Origin of the sequence: Gilliamella sp. wkB292 (assembly GCF_001690235.1) — a bacterium.
GTDB lineage: Bacteria > Pseudomonadota > Gammaproteobacteria > Enterobacterales > Orbaceae > Gilliamella > Gilliamella apicola_F.
In genome coordinates, this window is the sequence record NZ_LZGO01000014.1 from 1 (window position 1) to 18577 (window position 18577).

General features: G+C 35.2%; 21 protein-coding genes and 1 pseudogene. 4 read left to right on the forward strand and 18 right to left on the reverse strand.

What is annotated here, in order from left to right:
- Nucleotides 1-121: pseudogene (locus A9G09_RS12505) on the forward strand (elongation factor Tu); the annotation flags it as partial.
- A 171-nt stretch (nucleotides 122-292) separates the two neighbouring features.
- Here A9G09_RS12505 and A9G09_RS00855 read toward each other — a convergent pair.
- The 3 genes from A9G09_RS00855 to A9G09_RS00865 all read right to left on the reverse strand — a co-directional run bounded on the left by A9G09_RS00855 (nucleotide 293) and on the right by A9G09_RS00865 (nucleotide 2944).
- Entirely contained in the window at nucleotides 293-1054 is a 762-nt protein-coding gene (locus A9G09_RS00855; protein ID WP_065633034.1) for an ABC transporter ATP-binding protein, read from the reverse strand.
- Nucleotides 1054-1881: an ABC transporter permease gene (locus A9G09_RS00860; protein ID WP_065633035.1), complete on the reverse strand. Its 828-nt coding sequence runs from the start codon at nucleotides 1879-1881 to the stop codon at nucleotides 1054-1056. Before A9G09_RS00860 ends, A9G09_RS00855 begins: the two co-directional genes overlap by 1 nt.
- 61 nt (nucleotides 1882-1942) lie before the next feature.
- Nucleotides 1943-2944 (reverse strand): ABC transporter substrate-binding protein, encoded by a 1002-nt coding sequence (locus tag A9G09_RS00865; protein WP_065633036.1) that lies wholly within the window; start codon nucleotides 2942-2944, stop codon nucleotides 1943-1945.
- Nucleotides 2945-3377: 433 nt separating this feature from the next.
- On the opposite strand from A9G09_RS00865, the gene A9G09_RS00870 reads away from it, so the two are divergent.
- Together A9G09_RS00870 and A9G09_RS00875 are read left to right on the forward strand one after the other, a co-directional pair.
- On the forward strand, nucleotides 3378-3713 hold the full coding sequence (locus tag A9G09_RS00870) for a zinc ribbon domain-containing protein YjdM (protein WP_065633037.1): 336 nt from the start codon (nucleotides 3378-3380) through the stop codon (nucleotides 3711-3713).
- Nucleotides 3714-3975: 262 nt separating this feature from the next.
- The gene (locus A9G09_RS00875) at nucleotides 3976-4611 is read left to right on the forward strand and encodes a tetratricopeptide repeat protein (RefSeq protein ID WP_065633038.1); all 636 of its coding nucleotides are present in this window, start codon (nucleotides 3976-3978) and stop codon (nucleotides 4609-4611) included.
- A gap of 138 nt (nucleotides 4612-4749) precedes the next feature.
- Here the strand turns inward: A9G09_RS00875 and A9G09_RS00880 are convergent, their stop codons facing one another.
- The 14 genes from A9G09_RS00880 to fliF all read right to left on the reverse strand — a co-directional run bounded on the left by A9G09_RS00880 (nucleotide 4750) and on the right by fliF (nucleotide 17505).
- Nucleotides 4750-6042, reverse strand: a complete 1293-nt coding sequence (locus A9G09_RS00880) for a hypothetical protein (RefSeq protein ID WP_065633039.1) — start codon at nucleotides 6040-6042, stop codon at nucleotides 4750-4752.
- A 657-nt stretch (nucleotides 6043-6699) separates the two neighbouring features.
- Nucleotides 6700-7500, reverse strand: a complete 801-nt coding sequence (fliR, locus tag A9G09_RS00885; protein WP_065633040.1) for a flagellar biosynthetic protein FliR — start codon at nucleotides 7498-7500, stop codon at nucleotides 6700-6702.
- 5 nt (nucleotides 7501-7505) lie between these two features.
- Complete coding sequence (gene fliQ, locus A9G09_RS00890; RefSeq protein ID WP_065633041.1) at nucleotides 7506-7775, reverse strand: flagellar biosynthesis protein FliQ; 270 nt, start codon at nucleotides 7773-7775, stop codon at nucleotides 7506-7508.
- An 8-nt stretch (nucleotides 7776-7783) separates the two neighbouring features.
- Complete coding sequence (fliP, locus tag A9G09_RS00895) at nucleotides 7784-8524, reverse strand: flagellar type III secretion system pore protein FliP (RefSeq protein ID WP_304364020.1); 741 nt, start codon at nucleotides 8522-8524, stop codon at nucleotides 7784-7786.
- The gene (locus tag A9G09_RS00900) at nucleotides 8521-8958 is read right to left on the reverse strand and encodes a flagellar biosynthetic protein FliO (protein ID WP_065633042.1); all 438 of its coding nucleotides are present in this window, start codon (nucleotides 8956-8958) and stop codon (nucleotides 8521-8523) included. The genes fliP and A9G09_RS00900 overlap by 4 nt, the downstream gene beginning before the upstream one ends.
- The gene (fliN, locus tag A9G09_RS00905) at nucleotides 8958-9335 is read right to left on the reverse strand and encodes a flagellar motor switch protein FliN (RefSeq protein WP_065633043.1); all 378 of its coding nucleotides are present in this window, start codon (nucleotides 9333-9335) and stop codon (nucleotides 8958-8960) included. Before fliN ends, A9G09_RS00900 begins: the two co-directional genes overlap by 1 nt.
- Nucleotides 9328-10365, reverse strand: a complete 1038-nt coding sequence (gene fliM, locus A9G09_RS00910; RefSeq protein ID WP_065633044.1) for a flagellar motor switch protein FliM — start codon at nucleotides 10363-10365, stop codon at nucleotides 9328-9330. Before fliM ends, fliN begins: the two co-directional genes overlap by 8 nt.
- A 5-nt stretch (nucleotides 10366-10370) precedes the next feature.
- Nucleotides 10371-10838, reverse strand: coding sequence for a flagellar basal body-associated FliL family protein (locus A9G09_RS00915; protein WP_065633045.1), 468 nt, complete (start codon nucleotides 10836-10838; stop codon nucleotides 10371-10373).
- A gap of 176 nt (nucleotides 10839-11014) precedes the next feature.
- Nucleotides 11015-12211 carry a flagellar hook-length control protein FliK gene (locus tag A9G09_RS00920; protein WP_065633046.1) on the reverse strand — a complete coding sequence of 399 codons (1197 nt, stop codon included), beginning with the start codon at nucleotides 12209-12211 and terminating at the stop codon, nucleotides 11015-11017.
- Nucleotides 12201-12662, reverse strand: coding sequence for a flagellar export protein FliJ (gene fliJ / locus A9G09_RS00925; RefSeq protein WP_065633047.1), 462 nt, complete (start codon nucleotides 12660-12662; stop codon nucleotides 12201-12203). Before fliJ ends, A9G09_RS00920 begins: the two co-directional genes overlap by 11 nt.
- A 12-nt stretch (nucleotides 12663-12674) precedes the next feature.
- A complete protein-coding gene (fliI, locus tag A9G09_RS00930; protein WP_065633077.1) occupies nucleotides 12675-14018 on the reverse strand; it encodes a flagellar protein export ATPase FliI in 1344 nt (447 codons plus the stop codon).
- A gap of 31 nt (nucleotides 14019-14049) precedes the next feature.
- Complete coding sequence (locus tag A9G09_RS00935; RefSeq protein WP_065633048.1) at nucleotides 14050-14802, reverse strand: FliH/SctL family protein; 753 nt, start codon at nucleotides 14800-14802, stop codon at nucleotides 14050-14052.
- Nucleotides 14795-15799 (reverse strand): flagellar motor switch protein FliG, encoded by a 1005-nt coding sequence (gene fliG / locus A9G09_RS00940; RefSeq protein ID WP_065633049.1) that lies wholly within the window; start codon nucleotides 15797-15799, stop codon nucleotides 14795-14797. The genes A9G09_RS00935 and fliG overlap by 8 nt, the downstream gene beginning before the upstream one ends.
- Nucleotides 15796-17505 carry a flagellar basal-body MS-ring/collar protein FliF gene (gene fliF, locus A9G09_RS00945; RefSeq protein ID WP_065633050.1) on the reverse strand — a complete coding sequence of 570 codons (1710 nt, stop codon included), beginning with the start codon at nucleotides 17503-17505 and terminating at the stop codon, nucleotides 15796-15798. The genes fliG and fliF overlap by 4 nt, the downstream gene beginning before the upstream one ends.
- A 178-nt stretch (nucleotides 17506-17683) precedes the next feature.
- On the opposite strand from fliF, the gene fliE reads away from it, so the two are divergent.
- The gene (fliE, locus tag A9G09_RS00950) at nucleotides 17684-17995 is read left to right on the forward strand and encodes a flagellar hook-basal body complex protein FliE (RefSeq protein WP_065633078.1); all 312 of its coding nucleotides are present in this window, start codon (nucleotides 17684-17686) and stop codon (nucleotides 17993-17995) included.
- 231 nt (nucleotides 17996-18226) lie between these two features.
- Here the strand turns inward: fliE and A9G09_RS00955 are convergent, their stop codons facing one another.
- The gene (locus A9G09_RS00955) at nucleotides 18227-18571 is read right to left on the reverse strand and encodes a hypothetical protein (protein ID WP_065633051.1); all 345 of its coding nucleotides are present in this window, start codon (nucleotides 18569-18571) and stop codon (nucleotides 18227-18229) included.
- Nucleotides 18572-18577: the final 6 nt, after the last annotated feature.

Here is an 18577-nt window from a genome sequence, read left to right on the forward strand (position 1 = left end):
TAATATCAAAATGACAGTATCATTAATTCACCCAATTGCGATGGCAGAAGGTTTACGTTTTGCGATTCGTGAAGGTGGCCGTACTGTTGGTGCGGGTGTTGTTGCTAAAGTTATTAAATAATTTTAGATAATAACTAGAGCACGATGAGTGCTCTTAATTAGCTCAGAAGCAGGTGCACAATGTGCACCTTTTTTTTTATCTTATAAAAAAGAAAGCAAATTGACGTCTATAATACAATATCGTTTAACAATCCTTTTTTGATTGTCTTATTGTGACTGTAACAATAATGTTTTATTCAATATCTTGATTGATGGCATCAAGGATTTGTTGATTCAGATTTAAAAAATTGCCCGTATTTAAGGTAGATTTATTTCTTGGCCGCATTTGATTAACGGGAAAAATTGCTTTAATCCCTTTTTGTTTCACTGATAATAAAACAATTCTATCGGAAAGATAAATTGCCTCTTCAACATCATGAGTAATAAAGATTACAGTGAGCCGATGTTGTTCCCATATTTTAGTCAATAATGTTTGCATTTGATGACGAGTAATTGCATCTAATGCACCAAATGGTTCATCCATTAATAAAATCTTAGGACGATATGAAATCGCTCTCGCCAACGCAACGCGTTGTTTCATACCTCCCGATAATTGATTAGGATAAACCTTAGCAAACTTAGATAAATTGACTAACTCAAGGTGTTCTTTGGCAATATCACGGCTTTCGTGACCAGAGTAACCGGCAGCTGAAAGCGCAAATTCAACATTCTGCTGGACAGTAAGCCAAGGTAATAAAGTGTAAGATTGAAAAACCACACCACGATCAAGCCCTGGGGTATAAATGGGTTTATCATCCACGAAAACTTCACCACTATCATAAGATTCTAAACCTGCGATAATCGATAATAGTGTACTTTTACCACAACCAGAAGCGCCAACAATTGAAACAAATTCATTATCATTAACCGATAAATTTATATCACTTAATACATTGCGCTGATGCTTACCTAAACAAAAACTTTTATTCAGATGTTTGATAGTTAAGCTCGCCATTATTTTGACCTCACATTATAGCGGAATAGTATTTTTTCAAATAGGCGCATTAACTGATCTGTTATTAATCCCAATAAACCTAAAATTAAAATATAACCAATGATAGTATCCGTTTGAAAATAACGCTGTGAAAGTAGAATTCGATAGCCCAAACCCGACGTTGCCGCGACTAATTCAGCGACAACCAACCAAGTCCATGCCCAACCAAGACTAATACGTAAGGTATCCCAAATAGCAGGCAAAGCAGAAGGGATAACAATCTTGAAAAGAATTTTACTTTCACTCATCCCTAACGTTCGCCCTAAACCAATAAAATCGGCTGGTACACGTTTAGTCGCATCAATCACCATTAAAACTTGTTGAAAAAAAGTACCAATCCAAATAATGATAAATTTTTGCTGATCGCCAGTACCGAACCATAAAATAGTTAATGGTACAAATGCTACAACAGGCATATATCGAATAAAATCAACTAATGGCTCAATAATGGCTTTACCAACCGCAAAACAGCCAGCTAACACGCCAATGATAATTGACATAATCGACGAAATAATAAAAGCGGTAAGAATTCGATAAACACTGACTTGAATATCAGAAATTAATGTACCATTATCCCATAAGGCAACAAGCCGCTGCCAAACCGATGGAGGGGAAGGAATAAATATAGGTTGAACTAAACCGTAAGTTGTCACACCCCACCATAACACCAAAAGTAAGCCAAATGTCACTATTGAAATTGTTAACATACTACGGCGCGAGAGCTGCCTACCTATTGTAAATATACGCTGTGACGTGTGTTTGCCTTGTAAGGACTTTTTAGATACCATTATTGCAACTCAACTACTCATACTTAATAAATACTAACAATTTAAACACTAACTTTCATACCTAGTTAGATAAATTATCAACAAATCGACTATCAATAACATTTTCATAGCTTATTGGTTGCATAATCATACCTGCTGAGGTAGCCGCTTTTAATATTTGTGCAAATGTATTTTGTTTAAATGCTCCATTGAATTGCTGATTATTATCAGCAATAGATAGATATTCGACACCATCAAAAGCAGTGGTGATTTCTTCCGGTGACTCACCAATACCTCTTGCAATAATTGCGCGTCCATCTTGAGTATTTTGATGATAATAACGTACAGCATCATTCCAACTCTTAACAAGTGCATAAACTTTGCCTGGATTTTTTTCAATTACTTCATTACGAACAACAAAGGCATCACTAATCAAACCTGGAACTTGCGCACCATCATATAATACTTGAATAGAAGCATCATTTGCTTTACTTACGGTAATATATGGCTCATAAGTTACAGCGACATTGACGCGTTTAGTGATTAATGCAGAGCCTGCTGAAGCTGCTGGCATTGGTACTGGGGTAATTTGATCCCATGCTATGTTGGCTTTATCTAACGCATTACGTAATAAAATATCGCTGGTGGTACCTTCTTCATAAGCTATAGACTTACCTTTTAAATCTGCTAATGTTTTGATGCTTGGCTCAACTAAAATAGCATCTGAAGTTTTACTGGTATCAAGTAATAAAATAATTTTAACTGGAATGCCTGCTGCTACCATACTCATAGCGGTATGGGTTGCTACATTCGCACCATCAATTTGTCCGCTGGCTAAAGCCGCATTAATATCTTTATCTTCAATAAAATTGATCATCGATACATTGGTTAAACCATTTTCGTTAAAAAAACCTTTTTCTTTAGCAATATACCATTGTCCATAACCAAGCCAAGGTTGAATACCAATAGTGACATTTGGTGATTCTGGTTGTGGGATTTGATCGGCAATTGCTAAAGGATGGAAGAATATAGCGGTGAACGTTAAGATTAAGGACGATAATTTTACTACGATGTTTTTAAGCATAACTGCAACCAATTAAAAAATATTCAATATGGTTTTAATATAACCGATTTTTTAGCATAACAGCAAGATAGATCTAAAATATTGATCTATAACAAAGCATTATTAAAGATGTGTAAATTATAAAAGCTGATTTAAGTGATAATGCACTTGGAGGTTTAATTATACAAATAAAACCCTTCACCAAAGAATAAAAGCTTTAGTTGATTTATTATTTACAAGAGATGATATTGAATATCACAAAGCATAAACTTATCACTATTTTGGATTGAAACATAAATAATCTCTGTCCTTATCGTTGAATTGACGACAATCATGAATTTTTGCATGAATTGACCTCATATTAGATGACGTTCAAAACATCATTATCATGACTTAATAACGTTTTTTTGCTATAGTAGGCCCTATTTTATTCAATTTGGATTAATCATATATTATGGAATCTATACCTAACTGCCCTAAATGCCATTCAGAACATACCTATCATGATGGTACTTTTTATGTTTGCCCTGAATGTGCTTATGAGTGGGACCCAAACCAAGCTACTGAAGCATCTGACGAGCTTCAAGTAAAAGATAGCAATGGAAATTTACTGGCTGATGGCGATGATATTATTTTAATTAAAGATCTTAAATTAAAAGGATCATCAACTGTGCTGAAAAAAGGCGCTAAAGCAAAAGGTATTCGTTTAGTAGAAGGCGATCATGAAATCGATTGTAAAATTGATGGCATGAAAATCATGCTAAAAGCCTGCTTTGTTAAGAAAGCTTAGTTAGTGACTATTTGTAATGCTGTTCCAATCAGTGTTACAAATAGTTTTCCCGCCAATTGTTCCGCAAACTTGTTTTAAAACTTCTTAGGCTATTAATGCTCATCTAACTGCTTTACATTGACAATATTCACTTTTAAGCTCATTTTGTATTTAGATCATGTTGGTAAATCAATCACCATATAACCGATTGAAAATAAGGTTAACAACATGAAGTGTTATGCAGTTGTAATTTTTGTTTATTGCAACATTAAGGAGAATAATCATGTTTAAAAAAGTGATAATTGTATTGTTTTTTAGCTTTAGCTCGCTTCAACTCGCTTTAGCAGCAACTTATGATGAAGCAGCCGAGGCAGCACAAAATCAACAGTATGATGTTGCATATAAGCTTTTTCAAAAAGCCATTAAAGAAAATGATGACCCACGAGCATACAATAGTCTTGGTACCTTATATGAAAAAGGTTTAGGTGTTGAACAAAATTATCAAACTGCAGTAAAGTATTATAAAAAAGCAGCTGAAAAAGGTAATGTAAAAGCCAATGGTAACCTAGCTGTATTATATGAACTCGGTCGAGGCGTAAAACAAGATTGGGGTACCGCAATGGGATATTATTTTACCGGACTAAATGAAGGTGATGGCAAATCAATGAATAATCTGGGTGTAATGGCACTTAACGGCGAAATCTTACCACAAAACACGTCTGTTGCTTGGGCTTTATTTGCCAGTGCAGTCAATCAAGGTGATAGAGAAGCACCAAATAATTTAGCTGTTCTACAAAGTAAAATGACAAAAGCAGAGCTAGAACAAGGCAAAGTAGTGTACAACGCCTTACATCAAAAAAATAGTAAAAAACCGCCAATGGATATCATGCTTGATTATCTAGGTTGGCATGAAAATTAATAGTCTAGCTAAACAAAATTTAAATTAAAATAAATATTATATTAAGGGACGATAATCACATCATCCCTTAATTATTTATCCTTGATAACTCTTTTTATCTAAAAAATTATAGCTGGAGTGATTTATATGTAAATATAGCTATTGCTTACAAGCAATATAATTAATTTTCCCTATTTTGTTTTCATAGCCATCATAACCGACTCCACCATTAACACTATGTACAACAAAATGCCTGTCTGGTGAATAGTAATCTCTGGTCCAATAATGCTCATTGCGCCAATTAGAATCTGGATAACTTGTTTGATTCATTTGTCCCCACTCAGCACTAAGTCCACCGCCTATCTTGCGAGTATAGTTATTATCGAAATAAGTCCAAAATTGAGGAGCTTGATTTTGTGGTGAATTAGTCAGTTCTTGCCGACTTAATACATTTGATTCACTACCACACTTATCTTGAACAGCAACGGCCCAAATAGCAGAATAATCCCCTGTAGGCACCGCCCAAACCGATGTTGGATTAAAAGTATAATCAAACGTGATCGCTGGCTCTCTTTTCAGCGTGGCACGTATAGTTACATTACCCACAGGTTTCTTGTTTAAAGTAACAAACCCATCTGCACTAACCGTAACCACATCGCTTGTTGGTGTTATTAAAGAAAAACGATAATCATATTGCGAACCCGCCATTACTAACTGAAATTTAGCCCCAGGAAAACCAGTGGTTGGAAATTTTTTTCCATTTGATTGTGTCGGTGATGCTTTAAAACCAAAATTCAGGACATAATCAGTGGTGCGCCCACCACCATATATCGAACTAATTTGCGCATTATTGAGATTCCAAGGTTGTGAATTACCATTGTCATCAAAACTATGCCACTGGGCATTTTCAACAGTAATGGTTGCGTTAGGTTTTGCAAAACATATGGCAGGTTTAGTGGCAATTTTATACTCTTTTTTTAATGTTATATATTCACTCTCATCGGGTATCCCATATTGTGATTTAACCTTAACTTGTGTAGCAATAACCAGTTTTAGAGGCATATAATAACCACTACCACAGCCAATACTATGCTGATATTCACTTGAATCTATTTGCTTACCGCTATTATCAAACCACTTATATTCAGTTTCAGTAATAATAAAAGGGGTATTTAAATGGGCACCATCACCATCACTATCTTTATAATTGTTTAACACTACCAGATTGCTGGTGTCATAATTTTGAACTTGAAAATTATCAAAGGTAAATTCTCCATCAAACACTTTTATTTCTGTTGATTTGATATTATTGTCAAATTCACGATACAAGATACCATTCACTTTGAACCCAAGCTTATTGGTAGCATTTTGAACATCAACAAATCTAGGTGAATTACCAATAATTTTTTGAGATGTTACCGCAGATAGCGCATCAGCAGAATTAATTGGCAATAAAAAAGTAGCGAGCAAAATTAAAATAACAAGGATATCGATTACTTTTATACGACATACAGTTCGATAATTTTTAGTGGCAATTGCATAAAGTAGAAAATAGTTGAAATAAGAAGAGATATAAAAAAGAAAACCGTTATAGAACAGAAAATGATCAATTATTGTGATGCTTGATGCTTGATGCTTGATGCTTGATGCTTGATGCTTGATGCTTGATGCTTGATGCTTGATGCTTGATTAGGACCATATTTTAACATACTTTACCTCTTTTGACAATTATTCCTTATTTTTCATAAATATAAATATAAATATAAATTTTTCTAAAATTGGAAGAATGAATCTGTTTAATAACTATGCAATACAACGTAATTTGCATTAAATATGCTTGTATGCTAAATGAAAACGATCTTGTTGTATACCCTTATTATTATAAAAAAATGTCAAGTATATGACGGAATTATTAACACTTATTTAATCAGTTAGACCATTAATCGTTTACACATTTGTACTATAACTTGGCTTTTTGATTACTTTTCTTTTCATCAAAATAGTCATAAATTTGCAATAAAAAAGAACTCAAAATTGAATTATAAATATAACATTGTCTTATTACTGTACAATTTATAAAGCTAGCATATAACCCTATCAATTTTAGAGTTAATTACTATCACTTAAATCCAAAAGCATGGTTGAAATATGTTCAAACATTTGTTCAAAAATAGATTCGGCAAAAACAGGTAATGTTGAAATTAGGTAAGTTAACATGGTCAGTCCCAATAATAAGGTCACCGGATAGCCGACCACAAAAATGGATAATTGTGGTGTCATTCTGTTTAATAAACCAAGTGCAATGTTTATTATCAACAACAATGTCATTAACGGGAGTGCTAACATAAGACCATTTACAAATAATGATGCGCTGACCTCAATTAAAACTAAATAGCCATTTTGTTTTAAAGAGGTAAAGCTAATTGGAATGATATCAAAGCTATTAGCCAAGCCATATAACAACCACAAATGACCATTTAAACTTAAAAAAATTAACAGTGCGACGATATTAATTAAGCGCGATAATACCGAGGTTGCAGGACCACCAATTGGATCAAAAAAAGTCGCCATACCAAGTCCCATTTGCATACCAATTAATTCACCAGAAAACCTGACTGCCATAAATGCTAACTGCATAGTAAAACCCATCATGACACCGATGACAATTTGTTGCAAAATAACAGCAACCCCGATAAAAGAGTAGATCCCTAAAGTATTATCAAACTCAGGTAAGGGTAAAAGTATAGTAATAAATAAAGCTAAACCAATCTTAAGTCGCTTAGGGACCTCTTTTTCGCCGGTAATAGGAGCAACCATAATCAATGCTAAAATGCGTACAAATGGAAAAAAACATTGTTTTATCCAAGTAAACAAATCAATATTAAGTAGTTGCTGAATATTAAAATCCATTAAGCTTAACGCGTTAAGTTTGGAATATCGGTAATAACAATTCGAATATAATCAATCATTGTTGATAACATTGATGGGCCTAAAATAATGAGTACTACAACTACCGCCAGAATCTTTGGAATAAATGACAATGTCATTTCATTAATTTGAGTTGCCGCTTGTAACAAACTAATAATCAACCCAGTAATCAGTGCAGCAAGGAGTAAAGGACCAGCAAGTAAACCTGCCACTTTTATCGCTTGCATCGCTAATGTACTGATATATTCAGATGACATAACACTCCTTAACTAAAAAAACTTTGGGCCAACGATCCTAATAATAAGTGCCACCCATCGGCTAACACAAACAGCATGATTTTAAATGGTAAAGATACCGTTGCTGGTGGAACCATCATCATACCGAGTGCCATGAGTGTGCTTGCTACCACCAAATCAATCACTAAAAAGGGAATAAAAAGAGTAAAACCGATTTGAAAAGCGGTTTTAAGTTCACTCACCACAAACGCGGGCACCAATATTTTTAAAGGAATTTCATCACGCGTTGCAATATCACCTGAATGAGACATGTTTACAAATAACGCTAAATCATCTTCACGAGTTTGAGTTAACATAAACTCTCGTAATGGTTGACTGGCTGTAGATAAGCCCTGATGCAGGGTAATTTGGTTTTGAGAGTAGGGTAAATAAGCATCTTGATAAATTTTATCAAATACCGGTGACATAATAAAAAATGTCATAAACAACGCAATACCTAATATCACTTGATTAGGTGGCGCTGACTGAGTGCCAAGTGCATTACGTAACAAACCTAATACAATAATAATCCGCGTAAAACTGGTCATTAACAGCAAAATAGCCGGAATAAAGGTCAGTAGTGTAATAAAAACTAACGTTTCAACTGGCAATGACCAGCTTTGCCCACCTTGCGCCGTGGGTTCAGCAATCAAAGAAAACGGTGAAACGTCAGCCTGACATAAGTGACTGAATAATAATAAGCTAAGTAAAAAAAAGATTTTTAACTTCACTCGTTATTACTCCTTTTTGAACTTAACGTAGACAGTAATAGTTGATGAAATAAATTATTTTTACTTGATTCTTTGCTTGTGGTAGGTTGGGATAATAACATTTCAGTACGTTGCTCATCTATCGTATGTAATAACGTCATTTGTTGTGCACTCACCCCGACAACCAATAATTGGTGATCAACATGTACTAAAATAATGCGTTCTTTTGGGCTTAAATTATAGATAGATTTAACCTCGATTAACTGCTTTGTCTTTTTTTTCCAACTCAGCCGCTTGACCATCCAACCTAATAACAAAATAACGCTAATAACTAAAACAAAGGATAGGCCCATCGATGTTGCAACTTGTGTATATAGGTTCATTTCTGGCGAAGAAGACACGGTATGCTCACTTGTGGATATTGCTGGAGATGTATGTTGATTGTTACTAGACATTAACGACTCAATCTACGTACACGTTCAGAAGGTGTAATAATATCAGTAATTCGCACACCATAATTATCACCCACCACCACAATTTCACCTTGTGCAATTAAATAACCATTAATTAATATATCTAAAGGTTCACCGGCTAAACCATCTAATGCAATAACTGAGCCTTGCGTTAAATTTAAGAGATCTTTAATTGCCATTTTGGTTCGACCCAATTCAACACTTAAATTCACAGGAATATCTAAAATCAAATTGATATCTTGCTTTTTGATTTCGGTTTGTTGTGGTGATAGTGTTTCAAAAATAGTTTGTTTATTCACTGATTCATCAGCCACAGCGGACGTTTGATCATCATCATTCGTTGATTTGCTATCAGTCATTAAGTGCTCCTTCATTCAGTTGTTCTAAAACAGGATTAATTACCTGTTCGACTTGAATTGCATATTGTTTATTCACTTTACCATAGTGACCTTTTAGCACTGGCACCCCACCAACAGTGACATCAAGATGTGTAGGCTTTTCAATCACTAAAATATCATTCACTTTTAAGGCTAAAAGTTTATTGACTGTGGTATGGATATGAGTAAAGTTAGCCACTAATTCAACGGTCGATTGTTTAATACCACTGGTTAACGAACTCATCCAAACGTTATCATCCTGATACGTTTGTTGTTCTACTGGCGGTTTTATTAGTAATTCTTTGATGGGTTCAACCATTGCATAGGGAATACAGATACAAAATGTAGCTTTACAATTACCAATTTCGACTTTGAATGTAGTGGTTAATACAACATCATCCGGCGAGCTGGTAATATTGGTAAATTTACTTTGGATTTCAGAACGAATATATTCAGTTTCAATTGAATATATATCTGTCCATGCATTTTGATAGATAGTTAAAGCGAGCTCTAATACTCGTTTTATAATTTGTTGTTCAGTATGAGTAAATTCTCGCCCTTCTGTTTCAACTTTAGATAAGTGACCATCACCGCCAAATAAAGTATCGACAACAATAAACACCAGTTCAGGTGAAAACGAAAATAAACTCGTCCCCCTCAGTGGATTAAGATGGACTAAATTTAGATGATTTGTTGCTGAAATTGCCGAAAACTCTTTAAATGTTTTCGGCTCAATCGGGCAAGCAATAACATCGGTATTACGACGAAGTAAATTAAACAAGCCAATGCGAAACTGACGCGAAAAACGCTCATTAATAATTTCTAAAGCGGTTAATCGCTCTGGAATAAAGCTGTGTTTTACCGATAAATCATAGGGTTTGACTTCAATCTTTTTACCAATCGATTGCTGAGAATCAATCAAAATATCAGATTGAGCCTCTGCTGGGTTATGAGTAAACTCAGCATCTGTAGAGGGATTAATGTCAACTGTTGATTCTTGCTTATCAGACATAATACTTACCGAAGTATAAAATCAGTAAATAGCACTTCATCAATTTTTACAGAATGTTTTGCGTCATATTGACGAGTTAACGTTGACTTAATCTTCTCTTGTAAATCAGTTTTACCGTTCTCTTTTTTAAGATTATTAACATACTGCTTTGATGCCAAAAGTAAAACATCACTTCTCACTTCTGGTAAATACTCTAATAAAACTGTTTTTTGTTGCTCATCAGCAACGCGTAACACCATACCAATATACAAAATTTTAGTCGCATCACTGTTATCTTCGGCAACCGGTAACGAAAGAGTGAAAGGTTTTAAAGTTAAAAATACCGGAGATACAATTGGTGTTTCTTGCTCAACTTGAGGCTTGTTACTTGAATGATTTTGTAACCACAAATAAACTGCAGTGCCTGATGCTAATAACGTAATGATAATAAGTATTATGTTTAAAATACTTACTTTTTTCTTGGTAGTTTGCATATTGATTATTATCTCAGTAAAAATTAAAAATTATTTTTTGACCAGCTAAATGGTAAAAATTACAAAAATAATAAATCATGCTTAAAAATTTGATTTGAAGAATAGACAATAAAAATATCACCTATTCGACGTTTTTAACATTGAAACAACCGCTAAACACAAGCTAACTCCTTCACTTAAGCAAATATACTTAATCCTAAGTGCGATAAGGGCTTGTCACCCTCCACTTGCTCAACAGATTCATCAATGGTATCTGAATTAGCAGCAGTGAATTGAGGATTTTTACTTGATTTATATCCAGAGGATTGCTCTGAATGATGCATCGTTGAAAAATCACTAATATTGGTTTGCGCTAAACTCATGCCTTGTTCTTCAAGGGAAGCTCTAAGATAAGGTAATGTAGATTCCAAAACACTTTTAACCGCCGAATGGGCAACTACCATATGCATATTGATTTTATCATCGAGCAGATCAAGCTTAATATGTAACGATCCTAATTGTTCGGGGTTTAACTTGATTTCCGCACTTTGAATACCTTGACGAGTTACTAAGCTAATTTGCTCTGTCAACGCTGCCTGCCACTGTGTTACAGCAACTGGCATAGGCAAATTCATCATAAAAGTCGAAGTTGTAACAGGCGCAGTTTGTTGTGAAAAAGGTTGAGTGAACGTATTAATACTGGTCACAACATGATTATCGGCTTGGGCATGAATGACAGTATCATTATCCACAGGGTTAGTTACAAACTGATTAAATAAAGCAATTGGTTTGTTTATACTATCAGAATCCAGCATCTGACTTGGTGCATCCGTTTGCAAATAATGAGCCGCAATTGTTTTATCCACCAAATGTTCTGCCATTAAACGGTTACTAGCACCATTACGTTGATTAAAGAATCCATCTGGCTGAGAGATGTTGTTGATCAATAGTTCACTATCATTGATCGATATCAACAACTCGGTAACTTGATTATTAGCAATTGTTGGAGAATCAGCATTTTGCAAAGTATTCAACGGCAAGCTATCAACTTTAGCCGGTTGATTAGCATTTAAGGCGCAATGCGATTTTTCAATTAAATGATTGGCAATCATATCATTCAATGTGACATCTGTTCGTGAATTAACGATTTCTAGCGGAGATGGCGTTATCCACACCATAGCTAAACAACTATCATCTTGTTGCTGATCCGCGTCACTATCATCACCTATTTTTTGTGTTGAGTTAAGGCTGTGTTGCAAACCTACCCCATGATTTTGATTAGCGTGTAATAATTGCTGAAATAACTCGCTATCCACCAACGACAAATCTTCATCAGTTGAGGGTAACTGCTTTGAAGGTGCTAATGCTACATCAGTGATTAGGTTAATATTCATTTAACGCTCTCCTGGCTAATTGTTGCTGAGCAAATTCATCTGTCAGTTTTTGTTGTAACCGGTTTTGTTGCTCTACATATTTTTGCTGCTGCTTATCTAACAATGTTTTATAAGTATTAAGATTTTTTTGAGATTGATTAAGTTCATGCGTTATCTGCTTCTTTTTGATATCTAACGTCAATAATAACTTTCTTTGTTTAGCAATACCTTGCTCTAGTGTTGCAATAAAAGCCTGAAAATTTGATAATTCATGCCCTTTAATGCCATTGAATAAAGCTTTATTCAATCGTCCTTGATACTCAAGATAATACTCATTTAATAAATTGAGCTGAGACTGAGCATGGCGCTGATTATCATCAGCTTTTTTTAACTTAATTAACGTATCATCTAGCGATTTTTTCGCTAACTTTTTTAATGTTAAAAACGCCAAATACCCTGAATTTTTATTCATCATTCCCCCCTTTTAATTAGTTAAAATGGGTTGCAACATACTGGCTAATTGTTGATAAGCATCTTGATAACTACAATGTTCATCAATACCCTGTTGTAAAAAATCTTTCATTGCTGGGTACAAAGTGATAGCACTGTCTAACAGAGGATCGGTGCCCGAAACATAAGCACCGACATTAATCAAATCACGATTTCGTTGAAAGCTCGAAAATAGCTGTTTAAATAACCGAGATTTTTTTTCATCGGCAACAGGTGTTAAATCAGTCATGACACGGCTAATTGACGCTTCAATATCAATCGCTGGGTAATGCCCGGATTCTGCAAGTGAACGCGATAATACAATATGCCCATCTAAAATAGCACGTGCTGAGTCTGCAATCGGATCTTGCTGATCATCGCCTTCAGTTAATACGGTATAAAATGCAGTAATCGATCCTTGACCTTTATCATCATTACCTGCCCTTTCAACTAATGCCGGTAATTTAGCAAATACCGAAGGTGGATAACCTTTGGTAGCTGGTGGTTCGCCAATAGCTAAAGCAATTTCTCGTTGTGCCATAGCATAACGGGTCAAAGAGTCCATAATGAGTAGCACGTTAAACCCTTGGTCGCGAAAGTTTTCTGCAATTTTTGTTGCATATGCCGCGCCTTGTAAACGTAGCAGCGGTGAAACATCAGCAGGAGCAGCTACCACAACCGATCGCGCTAATCCTTCTTTCCCTAAAATATTTTCGATAAAATCTTTAACTTCCCGACCACGCTCACCAATTAAGCCAACGACGATAATATCGGCCTTGGTATAACGCGCCATCATCCCTAATAAAACACTTTTACCAACACCTGAACCGGCAAATAACCCCATTCTTTGCCCTCGACCAACGGTTAACAGCGCATTAATAGCTCGAATACCCACATCTAAGATCTGATCAATAGGTGTACGTTGTAGTGGATTGAGCGATGAATTTGCTAATCCTTGATATTCAATATGTTCTGGTAATGGCATACCATCTAACGGTCTTCCAGCTGCATCAACAACCCGACCCAACAATGCCATACCAATAGGTAACACTTTATGATTAAAGTGAGCTAAATCATATTGTGCGGTATAAACTCTAGCACCTAACAAAATACCTTCAGTGGTATCAAAAGGCATTAAATATAGAGTTTTATCGTTAAAGCCAATGACTTCACACTCCACCGCATCGATTTTTCCATGTGATTGCCGTTCAACAAAACAATTTGATCCTAACGGTAATTTTAATCCGATAGCTTCAAGTACTAAGCCCGAAGCTTTAACTAATCGTCCATAATGCCGAATCAACGATAACGATTGCAGCTGCTGTGTGGCATAATCAATTTTAGCTGCCCATTGCTTTGCCAAGCTCACGCTACTGATTCTCTCCCTGTATACAATCGGCCATCATTTGCCAATGACATGCATTGCTAGCATCGACTTGATTAGTATCGGTCCATATTTTACAGTCACCTAATTCAACATTCGTATCTGCAACTAATTGCCAATGATATTGTTTAATTTCATCTTGTAATAAAGGTTCAATCCATAACAGATCATCGGGATGCAGATGCAAAGAAGCTGACTTAATTATCATCGAACCTTCGTCAATTAAGGTTTTAATGGTATGCATTAACTGTTTTTGTTTAACTTTTGATATTGTCCCTACCGTTTTTTGTGCCGCAACTAAGGCTAAATCAAACAATTGTGGGACAATTAAATCATCTATTTGATTGATAGCGGTATGAAAATGGCTAACTAAATTAGCTATTGTCTCTACTGCTTTTAATTTTTCTGCATCAAGCTGCTGTTCAATTACCGCTTTGCCTTCTTGCTGACCAATGGCATACCCCTGCTCATAACCTGCTTGTTGGCCTATATTAAACCCTTCTTCTTTCCCTAAATTAAATCCATCTTGATAAGCTTGCTCTTTTGCTTGTTGCTTGATAATGGCTAATTGTTGTTCAATAACACTGTTGTCGACTTCAATAACTTTAGGTTCTGGCTTGGGCTCAACCTTATCAGCATTTTTAGTTATTTTCTTTTTGGTTAACTTTTGCGACTTAGCTAACGTTAAATCCTGAAAACTTAATGGTTCCCAACTCATGGTATTGGTTCGATTATACATATTCGTCATCACCGCTACTTAAAATCATTTCACCACTTTCAGCCAATTTGCGCGCAATAACCAAAATTTTCTTCTGTTCTGTTTCGACTTGAGATAGGCGCACTGGTGGTCTATTTTCTAAATCTTCACGTAAAATCGAAGCGGCACGCTGTGACATATTACTTAATAGCTTGTCACGTAATGCCACTGATGCCCCTTTTAAGGCAATAATCAATGTTTCATTATCCACCTCTTTAAGTAGACGTTGGATGCTTCTATCATCAACTTCAACCAGATTTTCGAACAAGAACATTTCATCAATAATTTTCTGTGCAAGTTCACTGTCATAATCACGTAAGGAATTGATCACCAATTCTTCTTGTTGTGACTTCATCAAGTTAATAATTTCAGCCGCAGTACGAATACCACCAAGATTATTAAGTTTAATATTTTGACCATGTAGTAACGTCGATAATGAGGCAGATAAAACCTGAAGTGCCGACGGCTCAACCCCGCCAAATGTTGCGATTCTAAGCATGACATCATTACGTAATTCATCATCAAATAAATTCAAAATTTCCGCAGCTAAATCTCGATTTAAATGAACTAAAATTGTAGCAATAATTTGTGGATGTTCTTTTTTAACTAAATCAACCGCTCTAGCTGCATCGACAAAATTAAGCATCTCAAGTCCATCTTTCGCTTCATCTAAATCGACCTCTAACAACTCATCAAGTAACCGATCGGCTTTTTCAGTACCGATTGATTTTTCGAGAATTGAACGTAAATAACCATTGGTATCGGTATTAAGTACTGCACACTCTTCAAGTGTTTTTTGACATTCATTTAAGATGTCTTTCAACTGTTCTTGAGAAAGTTGTGGTAGCGACATCATTGCACTACTAATTTGCTGTACCTCTTTGGGATTAAGGTATTGCATAACGTTAGCGGCAAGCTCTTCACCTAATACCATTAGCACGGTTGCTGCTTTTTGAGATTCACTTAAACTTAAATTCATGGATTTGTGTCCGCCTTACTTATCCAACCACGTATAATTAACGCCATGACCCGAGGATCTTTCTCGACAATTTTGCGAATATATTGTTGCTGCTGCATATTATCTTCAAATATCTTCTGCTGCTGTTTACTATGCGCCTTATAATCTAACTTATCCTCACCCGATAATTTAGTATCAGTTGAAGCATGGTTCACATTAAAGAGCTGGCGTTGTAATTTAATCCATAAAGCACGTAACATTTTGCGCCAAACAAACCATAACACTAAAACATAAACAAGATATTTAATTACTGTTTTTAGCACATCATAAAACTCATGTGTTCGCCAAAATGGCAAGCTATCATCCGTTTCGAGCGCTTGATCGGTAAATTTTAAATTTGCAACTGTCAACGTATCACCGCGTGAATCAGAAAATCCCATTGCTTGACGCGCTAATGCTTCAATATTTTCTAGTTCGTCTTTATCTAATTTCACCCATTGTGGTGCTGGTTCCTTGGCATTGTCAGATTGCTCTTGTAATTGAGATTGATCCAACTGTTGTGCCATAAACTTATAATTAACCAGCACTGCAACTGACAATCGTTTAATACGCCCTTCTGGGATTTTACTGTGCACGATTTGTCTATTTACTTCAAAATTTAACGTGTTATTTGATTGTAAATTATAAATTTTTTTCTTATCGTCTTTTGATTTTGAGTCTGGATTATCATCTATTGGGGCACTCGGTGTTGGCATAGGTTGGTTTGACAAAGCGCCCGGCACACCACCGGTGTTATCGTTTGCTGCTAACTGACGATTCTCCACTTGATGCTTACTACGTAAGGTTTGCTGAGCAGTATCGCCATTGGGATCAAAGGTTTCAGATGTTGCTTCTTGCCGGCTATAATCAATATCAGCATTAACTTGCACCATAATATTTTGTTTACCTAACACTGGTGTAATGATTTTTTCGACCCGCTCTCGAATAGTATCTTCTACTTTTTGACTGTATTCTAACTGCGCTACGTTGACGTTACCGTCGCGAAATTTTTCACCCGTTAATAAATGACCTTGTTGGTCAATAATTGTGACTTTTTCTGCTTGTAATTCCGGTACACTGCTTGAAATTAAATGAACAATAGCATCTATTTGCCCTTGCGATAATGATCGTCCTGGCAACAATGTTAATGCTACAGACGCTGAAGGAAATTTTCGTTCACGTACAAATAAAGATGGCTTAGGCATCGCTAAATGCACTCTCGCATCATCCACACTACTAATAATTGAAATGGTTCTTGATAGTTCGCCTTCTAATGCGCGTTGATAATTAATCTGTTCATTAAATTGACTCATACCAAAGCTGTCTTTGTCGAGTAATTCAAAACCAACAGCACCACCTTTAGGTAGGCCTTGCTGGGCAATACGTAAGCGCGTGTCATAAACTTTATCAGCAGGAATTAAGATAGTCGATCCTGAAGATGAAAACTGATAAGGAATATTCATCTTATCAAGTTGGCTAATAATTTCGCCGCCATCTTTATCGCTCAACTGGCTAAACAAAACCCCATAATTATCATCTTTTAACCATAAATAGGCGATACTACTAATGGCAAGCACAACCACGCCAGCAACAAGCAGCAGCATTTTACGATTTTGTTTAAATTGATTGATAAATGGTAACTTACTCAATATTGATTCGCCTTTGTTACCGACAGTTTGGCTATCCATAAAAACCCTAATGCTAAACTAATTAGATTTGTTCTAGAGTTTATTATCAATCCATTTAAAAAAATCAATAGCTAAAAAAGCAAATGCTTTACCCCTTACTTGTGGCATTTAGATTTAAGGTTGTATGTTAAATTCAATCACATATTGAGCAAGTTAAGAAGAGATGACTTTTAACGCCATGAACACGCTAAATACAATTAACAATACGTTTCTAGTTGATTTTAATCAAACCAACTCCACAATAAACAACCAATCAAAGAGCGCACAATCTGATTTTACTGCGGCATTAAAAATGGCACTCGATCACATTAGCCAAACACAAATTCAGGCCCATAATCAAGCACAAGCTTTTGAACAAGGAAAGCCCAACATAACGTTAAATGAAGTGATGGTTAATATGCAAAAATCTTCGGTTTCTCTTCAATTTGGTATTCAAGTGCGTAATAAACTCGTTGCTGCCTATCAAGAAATCATGAACATGAATGTTTAAATGATGTGATTGTCTATGCTATCTTCAATTTAACAGGTTTAGCATGACTCACAGATCGTCATATTACTATAAGCGGTTGTAAGTAACGCTAAATAAGATTCAAACATCTGATAAGTGATTGCAATATCACTTATCATAACTAAAAATCACTGGCCAACAATATAACTATTTTGCTCAACATAGTTATATTTAACCGTATTTTATTAATAAAACTAAAGCTAATAAGGCAATCTAAATTAAACTTGCGATTTTTTGATAGCTATCAAGCTTTGTTTGATAATCGACTTGTTCGCCAATTAACTCTTTTAATTGAGCATGACGATAAATAATTAATTGACTAATTTGCTGTTGATAGCTATGAATATTTTTTATATACATACTAAATATATCTTTTTGTTTTAAAGGTATTTTATCAACAGCAGTGAGATCATCGGCCTGCATAATTGCTTTCGTTAATTGATGATATTTAGCTTGCCAAGTTAACAATAGATCCCAATTTTCATCACGCGCATTAATAAGCATTTGTTCTGTGACATAATTAAGTTGTTCATATTGTTCTAATAAAGATGTTTTCACATTCTA